Genomic DNA, 12,676 nt, shown 5'->3' on the forward strand with positions numbered 1-12,676 from the left:
AGGCAATCAACGCCTATTACCAACCCAAACTCCGAAAATGACAGCTGCTATTCCTATATAATGCCCCAGAAGCAAAACTTCTCCGTCCCAAACTCCCCACATGATCGCAACAATAGGAATCAAATAGGTTACTGAACTGGCAAAAACCGGTGTGGCTACTTTTACCATGACATTGAAAAGTATCAGTGCGAGGGCGGTGCCTACTACTCCAAGTATACCTATATATCCTGCTGCAATACCTGCTCCTTCCACGTGAAGCAACTTAAAGGAAAACTGAGTGAATGCAAAAAGGTAAATCAAAGCTAAAGGCAAAACCAAAGTCAAAGAAATCGCAGTGATAGCTACCGGTTTCAGCTCTACAAATTTGAACTTGATAATGTTCAGATTGAGACCATAGCAGGCACAGGCCAATAGTACAAAAAAAGCATAAACATTGATATCACTGAAAGTTCCAAAGCCAGAGCCTTCTTTGACTATCAGCAGTAAAACTACTCCAATAAATGCAATAAATAGGCCTATTCCATTTCTTTTGGTGATTCTTGAATTAAAAAAAAGTGCTCCGATCACCACTACAAATAACGGCGTCATGGCATTGAATACTCCAGTTAGAGATGAACTCAATTGCGTTTGGGCTTTGGCAAATAAAAAGGCAGGAATAAAACTGCCCACAAAACCTACGATGATAAGGTTTTTGACCTGTTTTTTATTCAGGCTTTTAAGTCTTGGTAGAGAAAGGGGCAAAAGAAAAACCCCTGCTGCTACAATCCTGAATGCCCCAACTTCTCCAGGAGAAAAGACCTCCAAACCTCTTTTGATCAAAATAAATGAACTCCCCCAAACTATGGCAAGTACAATTAGGAAAGCCCAGGCTTTCAAAGCACTTTCAGACTGCAGGTCTCTGGTCATAGGAGAAAAAGGGGAATTCTTTTAAAGATTGGATTACGAATAGATTATAGACAGATGCTACTACTGCCTATAATCTATTTACTGCGCAATTAAGTGATTTCAGGATACAAATCTGAAAGTGGTCGGGTAATTTTTAGGAAAATTGATAATCGGTAAATACCTCTTGCACCTCTTCCAAAATCGCTGAAACTTCTTCATAAGTATCAGCTGTAACCATCCTGGTTCTGAAAGGTTTGAAGTTGGGCATTCCCCTAAAGTAATTGGTGTAATGTCTTCTCATTTCCAAAATACCCTGCTTTTCCCCTTTCCACTTGACCGAAAAATCCAAATGTTTGCGGGTTACGTCTATTCTTTCTGCCAATTCCGGAGCTGGGAGCTTTTCTCCTGTTTTAAAATAATGTTTGATTTCATCAAAAATCCAGGGATAACCAATAGAGGCTCTACCAATCATCATTCCATCTACATGATACTTCTGTCTGTATTCAAGAGCTTTTTCCGGAGAATCTATATCTCCATTCCCAAAGACAGGAATATGTAATCTGGGGTTTGCCTTGACCAAGTTCAAATAGGACCAATCAGCCTCCCCTTTATACATTTGCTGCCGGGTACGGGCATGAATACTGATTGCCTGAATACCTACATCTTGTAGCCTTTCGGCTACTTCTACGATGCGTATAGTGTCCTGAGACCAACCCAAGCGGGTTTTTACAGTGACTGGGATTTTGACAGCATTGACAATTTCGGCGGTCATGGCCACCATTTTATCTATATCAAGCAGGATTCCTGCTCCGGCACCCTTACAGGCTACTTTATTTACCGGGCAGCCATAGTTGATATCCAAAATATCAGGCCCTGCTGCTTCAGCTATGGCCGCTGCTTCCCTCATGGACTCTATTTCATTTCCAAAAATCTGGATCCCTATGGGTCTTTCATATTCGAAAATATCCAGTTTTTGAACGCTTTTAGCCGCATCTCGAATCAGTCCTTCTGAGCTTATAAACTCCGTATACATGAGGTCTGCGCCATTTTCTTTACACACCGCTCTAAAAGGTGGATCACTCACATCCTCCATGGGCGCCAGTAAAAGCGGGAATTCGCCTAATTCTAAGTTTCCTATCTTAACCACTATTGAATTGTAATTTTGGTGTAAATTTACCGCAATTATGCAGATATATAAAACCCAAGCCCCGATTGCCAGTCCTAAGTTTTGGCTTTTATCATTTTTTATTATGCTTTTGGTCGTCGTAGGGGTGATGGCCCTATTACAAGGGATTACAGTTTTTTTGATCCCACCACTTTATAACATCCCTTTGGATGAATTGGCTGCATTATTAACCAACCCTGACAATTATGAGCAAGGTAGGCAGGCATTCTTGCTGATTCAAGGAGTTGGGACCGGTTTTGCCTTTTTTGTTGCAGCCCTACTGATAGCCAAGCTGGTAGACAGAGCTGATTTCGGAATGCAACAACAAGTTTCACGCTATAAGTTCACTGGATTATTATTAATGTTCATGGTAATGATAGGGGCTATTCTTTTTAACAGCCTGCTCATTGACATCAACATGGGGATCAAATTACCTGAATTTATGTCAGGCATTGAAAGCTGGATGAGGAATAAGGAAGATGAGTTGATGTACATGACAAAATTTATCACTGATTTTCAAAGCACAGGTGAATTTCTTGCCGGAGTATTGGTAATAGGAGTTCTTGCAGGGTTGGGTGAGGAAGTCTTTTTCAGAGGGGTTCTTCAACCGAAAATACAGATCTATACCGGAAACCCTCATGTCGCAGTATGGCTGACGGCTTTTATTTTTTCAGCGATTCACATGCAGTTTTATGGATTCTTACCAAGGCTTTTGCTAGGAGCAGTATTCGGCTACTTATACATATTCTCAGGCAGCATGATCTATCCCATCATCGCCCATATATTGAATAATACCTTTACCGTAGTGCTGGTATATTTAAACAAATTAGGTAAAATAGAATTTGATTTGGAAGAAACCGGTCAAGTATCCGTACTCTATGCAATTATTGGCTTAGTTTTGATGGTCTTTGCACTCAAAGTATTCAACGAACACCACAACAAGAAAGAGATCAATGAAAAACTGGCAGAAAATATATGAAGACGGTTCCCCTGTGAGGGCCGAAATCGTCAAAGGGGTCTTGGAAGAAAAAAACATTCAGGCCGTAATATTAAATAAAAAGGAATCTGTCTATCAGATCCATGGACAATATGAAGTCATGGTACCAATTACTGATGCACTGACAGCCATAAACATAGTAAAGAATGAGATCACCTTTTAGAATGCGTGACCGCTTCAATATCAACAATTACAGTAACCTTGGACAAAGAGTCATAACAGCCTTGATCGGGGCAACGATAATAATAGCAGGTGCTGTTTACAGTCCTTGGGTTTATTTTGTGACATTTGGTCTGATTCTGGGATTTTCCCAAATGGAATTTTACAAACTATCCGGCCTTGACGGAATGCTCCCACTAAAAAGCTTTGGAACATTTCTTGGTCTTGTGATTTTCAGTCTATCGTTTTTTATAGAAATCGGACATTTGGCCGACAAATACTATTTCCTCATTTTCCCCTTGGCTTCCTTGGTATTCTTCATCAAACTTTACAGAAAATCCGATAAGAAACCTTTCACTGGAGTGGCTTTCACTTTTCTGGGAATATTCTATGTGGCGGTACCTTTTGCCATGTTGAATGTAGCGGCATTTTCTGTAGATGAAAACTTTCATTATGAAGTCATTATAGGTTCTTTATTTATACTTTGGGCATCAGATACAGGGGCATATTTTGCAGGAACTAAGTTTGGAAAAACCAAGCTTTTCGAAAGAGTATCTCCCAAAAAGTCCTGGGAAGGTTTTCTTGGAGGTGCAGCTTCCGCATACCTGATCGGCTATGTTCTATCCCGATATTTTAACTCCCTAGCGGAGTGGCAATGGCTCTGTATTGCTACAATAATTATTATAGCCGGTACATATGGAGACTTGATAGAGTCGTTGTTTAAGAGAAGTATTGCTATAAAAGACTCTGGGAAAATTCTTCCCGGGCATGGTGGTTTTATGGACCGTTTTGACGGATTGTTATTATCGGCCCCCTTTATTGCTACCTTTTTGAAAATCTTTTAAAATAACCTCAGTAGAATTAAAAAACTGATTAATATTGTATCATAATTGAACAACTCAACTAAATAAACCCAATATGGCTTACATTGAACCGGCTCCGATCAAGGACAGAGAAAATCCACTGGAGTCAATGATGGAAAGATTTAACCTTGCAGCCGAAAAACTGGGCCTTTCTGATGAGGTCTACAACGTATTAAAAAACCCTGCCAAACAAGTAATTGTCTCCATTCCGGTGACCATGGACAGTGGAAAAATCGAGGTATTTGAAGGAATACGCGTAATCCACTCCAACATCCTTGGCCCGGCAAAGGGAGGAATCCGTTTTGCACCTGATGTTCACCTCGATGAGGTAAAAGCATTAGCTGCCTGGATGACTTGGAAGTGTGCCGTCGTGGATATACCTTATGGCGGAGGCAAAGGAGGTGTGCGTTGTAATCCAAGAGAAATGTCTGCGGGTGAAATCGAAAGATTGATGCGCGGCTATACCAAAGCCATGTTGGATGTTTTTGGTCCTGATAAAGATATTCCTGCTCCTGATATGGGAACCGGACCAAGAGAAATGGCCTGGTTGATGGACGAATATTCCAGAGCCAAAGGAACTACTATCAATGCGGTTGTGACCGGCAAACCTCTTGTCTTGGGTGGTTCACTGGGAAGAACTGAAGCTACTGGCAGAGGGGTGATGGTTACTGCTTTAGCTGCTATGCAAAAACTGAAAATCAATCCTTTTCAAGCAACATGCGCTGTACAGGGTTTTGGAAATGTAGGATCTTGGGCTGCACATCTTCTGGAAGAAAGAGGTCTGAAAATAGTAGCTATATCCGATATTTCGGGTGCCTATCACAATGAAAACGGCATCAATATCCAAGAAGCTATATCCTATAGGGACAGCAACAAAGGGACGCTTGAAGGTTTCAATGGTGCCGAGAAGCTGTCTGATCCAATGGAGCTTTTGGAACTGGACGTGGATGTGCTTGTTCCTGCTGCAGTAGAAGATGTGATCACCGTCAAAAATGTTGAAAAGATAAAAGCAAAGCTGATCGTAGAAGGGGCCAACGGACCAACATCAGCCAAAGCTGATGCTATCATCAATGAAAAAGGCATCATGGCTGTACCAGACATTCTTGCCAATGCAGGCGGAGTGACCGTGTCCTATTTTGAGTGGGTTCAAAACAGGTTGGGTTACAAGTGGACCGCAGAAAGGGTCAACAGGAGATCTGATAGAATCCTTAAAGATGCCTTTGACCATGTCTATGAGGCCTCTCAGAAATACAACGTGCCCATGAGAATAGCCGCCTATATCGTGGCAATAGACAAAGTAGCCAAGACTTACACCTTCAGAGGAGGTTTCTAAATTTCAGAAAACTATTCTTTACTATATTTGGGGTGTGGGAGACAAAAACTTTCACACCCCTTTTAAATTCACAGCTATGACAATACACAGAGAAGGACGCCAACTATTATTTTGGCTATTATTGATACTTACTGGTCTTAATTATGCCTTGTATTACTTTTTCCCTGGTCATGAAACCATGCTCAACTTGGTCTTGTTGGCATCGATCGTTTTATACCTGATTATTCTTCAGTTTTTCAGAAACCCAATCATCAAATTACCCAATCAAGAGGGATTGGTGTATGCTCCGGCAGATGGAAAGGTCGTGGTGATAGAAGAAACTGAGGAAACCGAATATTTGAATGAAAAAAGAAAACAGATTTCTATCTTCATGTCTCCGATCAATGTTCATGTCAACCGCTCCCCTGTGGCAGGCATTGTAGAGTATTTCAAATACCACCCTGGAAAGTATCTGGTAGCCTGGCATCCAAAATCGAGCTTTGAAAATGAGAGAACCACCATGGTCATCAAACAGCCCAATGGTACTAAGATTCTGGTAAGGCAGATTGCAGGCGCCTTGGCCAGAAGGATTAAATGGTATGTAGACAAAGGTAGTCCTTTGGCCCAAGGAGGTGAATTTGGTTTTATCAAGTTCGGATCAAGGGTTGATGTTTTCTTGCCTTTGGATGCGGAGGTTTTGGTCAATATCGATGAAAAAACCAAAGGAGGAAGAACTCCTATAGCCAAGCTAAATCAAGCATAAGTTTTTGCTTTTTTCAAATAGATTCAAATCAAAAAAGCTGGGGCTTATCTCCCAGCTTTTACTTTTTTATAATACATAAAACCCAAAACTGCGGTGCTCAAAAAGAAAAGAAAAGTAGTCCATTCGTAAGTACGTTTATCCGAACCTTTTTCTTTGATAGCTTCATCCTTTTCCTGCAAAGCCCTTTTCAAGACCCCGATTTCCCTTTCCTGCTTTTGGGAAATAAATTTGTAATCGTTCTTCTCGTAGGTGATTTCTGATTTTTCAATCTCACTGAGCATTTTAAGCTCATCCATGATCTGATTGTCCTTATGAATAATGCGCTGCATCCACTCGTTAGTTTCAATCATATCCTTTTTGGTGCGGTTACCAAAAATTCCGCTTTTTTTACTTTCGGAGGCTTTCCACTCTTTATGCATCCTGTCTCTGTCATCCAACATTTTTTCCAATTTGGCTTGAGAAAATCCGAATAATGGTTGGAAGCAAAGTATAATCAAGAACAAATTTCGCATAACTCTAAATACCAGTTTTAGGAACTGCTCATCCAAATAATATGCCGAATAGGGAAATGAAATGCTACAATCTGTATTTCTTTTTTCGCTTTTGCTTGAATCCGCCTTTTCTTCTTTTGTTGTTGGTATAAAAATTATATAAAAAATTGATTGCAAAAACAGTGATGGTTAGGGATACAAACATATCGGGCAACATCATCTTAATTCCCAAAAGGATCAATAAGGAGGCAATCATGCCACTTTTAAAAGTAGTGTGGCTTTCGGGATAAACCCTACTGATTAAGTATAAACTCAGTCCTTCCAATATTACCATCAAAATAATCAATGCGCTCAGCATTTCAGGGACTGTTGGTTCATTGGACCAGACCACCCAGGCAAGTCCTGCAATGACTATTATCAGACTGGCAGATTGGACGGAGGTATTGATTTTCTCTCTCATTTACGGACTATTAGGGTGCTATCAGGAATTAAGATAGATAATTTGTCCCGAATGACAAAAACACACCAATCAATATCAAAAAAGAAAATCCCCCGAGCTTCGGAGGATTAATCTTTTACAATTTTCTTTTGATAAAATCTGTCATCAGCGAATACAAATGCCAAGTAGTATTCCCACCATAAATGCCATGGTTTCTGTTAGGGTAAAACATGGTTTCGAATTGTTTGTCGGCCTTGATCAAAGCATCCGCCAAGTCCACTGCATTCTGGAAATGCACATTGTCATCTCCTGTCCCATGAATCAACATCAGATTTCCCTTGAGCTTGTTGACATGGGTAATAGGGCTATTGTCATCATAGCCGGCAGCATTGACCTGAGGAGTCTGAAGATAACGCTCTGTATAAATGGTATCATAATACCTCCAGGTAGTGACTGGAGCCACCGCAATTGCTGTCTTGAAAACATCACTGCCTACCATCAGCCCCAAAGAAGACATATATCCTCCGTAAGACCATCCCCAGATTCCTATTCTCGAAGAATCTACGTAGGGTAAAGTCGCCAGGTATTTGGCTCCTGCAATCTGATCCTCAACTTCGTATTTGCCTAAATTGGCATAGGTCATATGCTTAAAATCCTTACCGCGCGCTCCAGTTCCTCTATTATCAACAGATACTATCAAATATCCCTCTTGCGCCAAGTGCTGATGCCAGAAATCCCTGGATCCTCCCCAGGAGTTGGTTACTGTCTGCGAGCCCGGCCCCCCATATACATACATCAATACAGGGTATTTTTTGGACTCCTCAAAATTTTCCGGCTTTAGGATATACCCGTTGAGGCTTGTTCCATCCACTGTTTCAAATTGAAAAAATTCCTTTTTGCCTATGGCGTATTTATTTACATTTTCCCTGAGCACCTGATTGTCCTCCAAGACTTTTACCTCTTTGCCGGAAGCCTCGTGGAGAGTTACTTTCAGGGGAGTCTCAGCATTGGTGAAATCCGCTATATAGTACTTTTTATCCTTGGACATATTGATTCTATAGGTACCATTATTTCCCGCAAGAATTTTTTTACCCTTTCCATCGAGACCGATTACATAGAAATTTCTTTCCAAAGGAGACTTTTCAGTAGAGATGTAATAAAGCTTTTTAGCCTTTTCATCCACCGCCACCAAATTCGTCACTTCCCAATTACCTTTGGTGATTTGACGGATCAATTTCCCGTCATTTCCATGATGGTAAACATGCTTGAACCCATCCTGTTCAGATGTTCTGATAAAGCCACTTCCATCTTCCAAGAACCTTAAGTCATCATTGTAATTGAGGTCTACGTAAGTATCCGATTTCTCCTGAAGCACCAGTTGACTTTCTCCGGAAGTGGAATTGGAATAAAAAAGGTCCAACTGATTTTGCAATCTGTTCAGCCTGATATAGGCCAACTTATCTGAATTCCCTGTCCAGTAAATCCTTGGCAAGTAGATATCTTCATCATCACCTGCATCTACCTTAACAGTATTTCCATTATTCAAATCATGGATGTGTATGGATACCAGCGCATTTTTCTCACCTGCTTTAGGATATTTGAATTTATAATCTTCCGGGTAAAGCTTGCCCCAGGTCTGCATGTTGAATTCGGGAACCTCTGATTCATCAAACCGGATAAAAGCTAACTTACTTCCGTCAGGGGACCATTCAAAAGCACGGGACATACTAAATTCTTCTTCATATACCCAATCAGCAGCACCATTAATAATTTTATTCCATTCCCCATCTTGAGTGATACGCTTTACCTGATTATCCGAAAGGTTGACATAATACAGGTCATTGTCCTTGACAAAAGCCACTTTATCATTGTCAGGAGAAAGGGTAGCATACATGATTTTTTCCCCGTCCATTAATTTCTGTGCCTGACTGGTTTGAATATCTATCACATGAAAAATACCTTTACTGGACCTTCTGTAAATGCTTTCTACTTCTGACGCAATTAGGGCTTTGGTTTCGTCGGGATTGAAGGCATAACTACTGAAATTGATCCCCAATGCACCGCCATCTATCAATACAGCCTCCTCATCACCTGTAGCTACATTGACCTTGACTACTTTGGGACCGGTAACATCCCTTCTCAAAGAACTGTAGTACTTACCATCCCGCATCCAATTGATGCCGTAGACCGCTTTTTGTGAAAAAACATCCGATTTGAACACATCTTCGAGTGTCACATGTTTTTTTATCTGGGAAAAGGCATCTCCCGCTGAGAGCAACAAGATCATCGCAATTGCCGCAAACCTAATTTGATTCATATTATTTGAGTTTTATTCTAAAAGGCTAAGATATAGAAATTGGTCAAAAGCCAAATGCCGGCTTTTGATGAATGGAGGTTTTGACGATGGAAATTTATTTTTTAAAAATTAATTTATTTTTTCAGTGCTGATAGGAAAAACAGCTATTTTCGAACCAAGAAGTCAATACCATGAAGAAAAAAATAGCCCTAATCACAGGTGGTTATACAGGAGAGCATGTAGTATCTCTTAAAAGTGCCGCAGTGGTAGAAAAAACCATAGACACTAGCCTATATGATGTTTTCAAAATCCTCATTTACCCCAATGACTGGCATTTCTTAAGTCCAGAAGGGGGCAAAATCCCTGTTGACCTGAATGACTTTTCGATTCTGGTAAATGATCAAAAGATTACTTTTGACGGAGTATTCAACATATTGCACGGATCCCCAGGTGAAGACGGAAAGCTCGCAGGCTACTTTGACATGCTCGGTTTGCCTTATACAACCTGTGATGCATTGACTTCGGCCATCACCATGAACAAAGGATACACCAAATCCATAGTAAAAGATATCGATGAACTGTATGTGGCACGTTCCCTGCAGCTCTTCAAAAACTCTGAAGAAAACAGGGAAAAAATTCTGAAAGACCTCCGTCTGCCCTTATTTATCAAACCCAATAGTGGTGGCAGCAGCATTGGGATGAGTAAGGTGAAAGATCCAAATGAACTTAAAGATGCCCTGGACAAAGCCTTCGCCGAAGACAAACAGGTATTGGTAGAAGAATTTGTTTCTGGAAGGGAATTTAGTATTGGAGTATATGCTGCGAAAGGAAAAACCACAGTCCTTCCGGCCACAGAGATTGTGAGTAGCAAGGAGTTTTTTGATTTTGAGGCCAAATACTCTCCAGGTGTCACCGAAGAAATCACTCCGGGCAGGATGAGCGAAGAAGAAGTGTCTCGTGTAAACCGGATCATTGAACAGGTATATAGTCGTCTCAATTGCAAAGGTGCCGTGAGGATAGATTATTTTCTGGAGCATGAAACAGGCAAATTCTATTTTATAGAAATCAACACGGTCCCCGGTCAAACCGAAACCAGCTTGATTTCACAACAGGTCAGGGCCATTGGTATGGAAGTAAGGGACTTTTACAATGAGTTGATTGAGGAGATGTTTATTTAGAAAAAATTCTCCTTATTGGGTACAGGGATACCCAGATTCATTCAATTAAAGAGCTTTGAATAATAAGATTCTAGAAAAGGCTAATGCGGAGTGAACAAAATAAAATTATCACCTTTATAATATAATTTTAACCCTATTGATGTCAGTTGATAACGGTAAACATGATTCATCCTATCAAAATAATGGGGATCAAAAGTCTCCAGGGCCTCGGTTCCGACTACAAAATTTTCAATTACAATTGCTCCTTGCTCAGAATCAGTCAGTGAATAAATTCCGAAAACAATATTTGGGCAAGTACGTCCCTCAATTTCTCCTCCTTCCAGAATCGACAACCTATAAACACAATTCTCAGTAGTAATAATTGGCAATTGCAAGCGGTTGTTTCCATCGTTACCATAACCTATTAATCCCCATTCTATTTCAGTTAATGATAAAAAGGTATAGGAAGGGTCTGTTTCTAGATCCTTGATCAAGATTTCATCATCCGCAATCCCTTGACATGAAATAGCAGCCAAACAAATTAATAAAACCAGTGAAATCAGAAAAGGCTTCATAGAATTACTGTAAAAGTAGAATAATTGGGAATTCGATTGAATTTAAAAAAAATCTTAGGTAAAACCAATTATCACTTCTCAATTGACGCTCCTTCAAGAACAATTCTACTAAAAAGTAACTCCAAAAAAAGGTCGACTTCTTCGAAATCGACCTCTTTCATCATTTTATTTTCTTGGCTCTTAAAGCCCAAAAGCCTTTTTCACCTTATCCACATAATCCAGTTTTTCCCAGGTAAATAGCTCTACATCAAATGTGAGGGATCTTCCGTCAGGTGTAGTGAAGGTTTTGGTGACTACTTCATTTTCTCTTCCCATGTGCCCATAGGCAGCTGTTTCTTCATAAATCGGGTTTCTGAGTTTCAGCCTTTGTTCGATGGCATAAGGCCTCATGTCAAACAGCTCTTCGATTTTTTTGGCGATCTCTCCATCGCTCAAATTGACTTTGGCAGTGCCATAAGTATTGATATAGATTCCCATTGGTTTGGCTACGCCAATGGCATAAGAAACCTGTACCAAAATCTCATCTGCCACACCGGCTGCAACCATGTTTTTGGCAATATGCCTTGTGGCATATGCAGCAGAGCGGTCTACTTTTGACGGATCTTTTCCGGAAAATGCTCCCCCACCATGTGCTCCTTTTCCACCGTAAGTGTCCACGATGATTTTTCTGCCTGTCAATCCTGTATCTCCATGAGGCCCGCCGATGACAAACTTCCCGGTAGGGTTGATGTGATAGGTAATTTGATCGGTAAACAATTTTTGTATCTCAGGCTTCAGTTGGGCTTTCACCCTAGGGATCAGGATACTGATAATGTCTTCTTTGATCTTGGCCAGCATAGTGGACTCATCATCAAAGTCATCATGCTGCGTAGACACCACTATGGCATCAATACGCTGAGGCACGTTATCATCAGAATATTCTATGGTGACCTGAGCCTTGGAATCTGGTCTCAAGTATTTGATTTCACTATCTTCTCTCCTTAATGCTGCCAGCTCTTTCAATATCCTATGGGAAAGATCAAGAGCCAAAGGCATATAATTCTCTGTTTCCTTGGTCGCATAGCCAAACATCATCCCCTGATCTCCTGCACCTTGCTCTTCCGGATGACTCCTGTCCACTCCTTGGTTGATGTCGGGAGACTGTTCGTGAATAGCTGATAAAACGCCGCAAGAATTACCATCAAACATGTATTCCCCTCTCGTGTAACCAATCTTATTGATGACGTTTCTAGCAATTTGCTGCACATCCAAATAGGTGTCAGAGTTCACTTCACCGGCCAATATCACCTGGCCTGTTGTCACTAAAGTTTCACAAGCTACTTTAGATCTCGGGTCAAAAGCTAAAAAATTATCGATCAGAGCATCTGAAATCTGATCGGCGATTTTATCAGGATGTCCTTCAGAGACTGACTCTGAAGTAAATAAATATGGCATATAATGTAAATGTTTAATGCGTTTTTAACAGGCCGTAAAATTAAGATTTCACTTCGAAATAAAAAATCATATCCTGAACTCCATTCCGGACTTGGCTACCTTTCCAAAGCAGATCATTCAAGTGAGTAAATTGAAAATAA

At 40.6% G+C, this 12,676-nt stretch carries 13 protein-coding genes; 6 read left to right on the forward strand and 7 right to left on the reverse strand.

The genetic code is table 11. The features are described from left to right. Positions 1-6 precede the first annotated feature (6 nt). Positions 7-906 (reverse strand): DMT family transporter, encoded by a 900-nt coding sequence (locus A33Q_RS10340; protein WP_009033891.1) that lies wholly within the window; start codon positions 904-906, stop codon positions 7-9. A 133-nt stretch (positions 907-1,039) separates the two neighbouring features. Further along, entirely contained in the window at positions 1,040-2,032 is a 993-nt protein-coding gene (gene dusB, locus A33Q_RS10345) for a tRNA dihydrouridine synthase DusB (protein ID WP_009033892.1), read from the reverse strand. 37 nt (positions 2,033-2,069) lie between these two features. Here dusB and A33Q_RS10350 point away from each other — a divergent pair, with 37 nt between their 5' ends. From A33Q_RS10350 to A33Q_RS10370, 5 genes are all read left to right on the forward strand, one after another. After that, complete coding sequence (locus tag A33Q_RS10350; protein WP_009033893.1) at positions 2,070-3,029, forward strand: CPBP family intramembrane glutamic endopeptidase; 960 nt, start codon at positions 2,070-2,072, stop codon at positions 3,027-3,029. Beyond that, positions 3,004-3,210: a putative signal transducing protein gene (locus A33Q_RS10355; protein WP_009033894.1), complete on the forward strand. Its 207-nt coding sequence runs from the start codon at positions 3,004-3,006 to the stop codon at positions 3,208-3,210. The genes A33Q_RS10350 and A33Q_RS10355 overlap by 26 nt, the downstream gene beginning before the upstream one ends. After that, positions 3,194-4,051, forward strand: coding sequence for a phosphatidate cytidylyltransferase (locus A33Q_RS10360; protein ID WP_009033895.1), 858 nt, complete (start codon positions 3,194-3,196; stop codon positions 4,049-4,051). Before A33Q_RS10355 ends, A33Q_RS10360 begins: the two co-directional genes overlap by 17 nt. A 73-nt stretch (positions 4,052-4,124) precedes the next feature. Continuing rightward, positions 4,125-5,402, forward strand: coding sequence for a Glu/Leu/Phe/Val family dehydrogenase (locus A33Q_RS10365; RefSeq protein ID WP_009033896.1), 1,278 nt, complete (start codon positions 4,125-4,127; stop codon positions 5,400-5,402). Between the two features lie 76 nt (positions 5,403-5,478). Beyond that, positions 5,479-6,144: a phosphatidylserine decarboxylase family protein gene (locus A33Q_RS10370; protein WP_016255073.1), complete on the forward strand. Its 666-nt coding sequence runs from the start codon at positions 5,479-5,481 to the stop codon at positions 6,142-6,144. A gap of 44 nt (positions 6,145-6,188) precedes the next feature. Here A33Q_RS10370 and A33Q_RS10375 read toward each other — a convergent pair whose 3' ends face one another. From A33Q_RS10375 to A33Q_RS10385, 3 genes are all read right to left on the reverse strand, one after another. Then, positions 6,189-6,656 carry a hypothetical protein gene (locus A33Q_RS10375; protein ID WP_009033898.1) on the reverse strand — a complete coding sequence of 156 codons (468 nt, stop codon included), beginning with the start codon at positions 6,654-6,656 and terminating at the stop codon, positions 6,189-6,191. 64 nt (positions 6,657-6,720) lie between these two features. Next, the gene (locus A33Q_RS10380; RefSeq protein WP_009033899.1) at positions 6,721-7,095 is read right to left on the reverse strand and encodes a hypothetical protein; all 375 of its coding nucleotides are present in this window, start codon (positions 7,093-7,095) and stop codon (positions 6,721-6,723) included. 115 nt (positions 7,096-7,210) lie between these two features. Then, positions 7,211-9,391 (reverse strand): S9 family peptidase, encoded by a 2,181-nt coding sequence (locus A33Q_RS10385; protein WP_009033900.1) that lies wholly within the window; start codon positions 9,389-9,391, stop codon positions 7,211-7,213. A gap of 170 nt (positions 9,392-9,561) precedes the next feature. On the opposite strand from A33Q_RS10385, the gene A33Q_RS10390 reads away from it, so the two are divergent. After that, a complete protein-coding gene (locus A33Q_RS10390) occupies positions 9,562-10,548 on the forward strand; it encodes a D-alanine--D-alanine ligase (protein ID WP_009033901.1) in 987 nt (328 codons plus the stop codon). Positions 10,549-10,628: 80 nt separating this feature from the next. On the opposite strand, the gene A33Q_RS10395 is transcribed toward A33Q_RS10390, so the two are convergent. Both A33Q_RS10395 and metK read right to left on the reverse strand, forming a co-directional pair. Beyond that, positions 10,629-11,102 (reverse strand): hypothetical protein, encoded by a 474-nt coding sequence (locus A33Q_RS10395; RefSeq protein ID WP_009033902.1) that lies wholly within the window; start codon positions 11,100-11,102, stop codon positions 10,629-10,631. Between the two features lie 180 nt (positions 11,103-11,282). After that, positions 11,283-12,536 carry a methionine adenosyltransferase gene (gene metK, locus A33Q_RS10400; RefSeq protein ID WP_009033903.1) on the reverse strand — a complete coding sequence of 418 codons (1,254 nt, stop codon included), beginning with the start codon at positions 12,534-12,536 and terminating at the stop codon, positions 11,283-11,285. Positions 12,537-12,676 lie beyond the last annotated feature (140 nt).

It is taken from the genome of Indibacter alkaliphilus LW1, from assembly GCF_000295935.2.
GTDB lineage: Bacteria > Bacteroidota > Bacteroidia > Cytophagales > Cyclobacteriaceae > Indibacter > Indibacter alkaliphilus.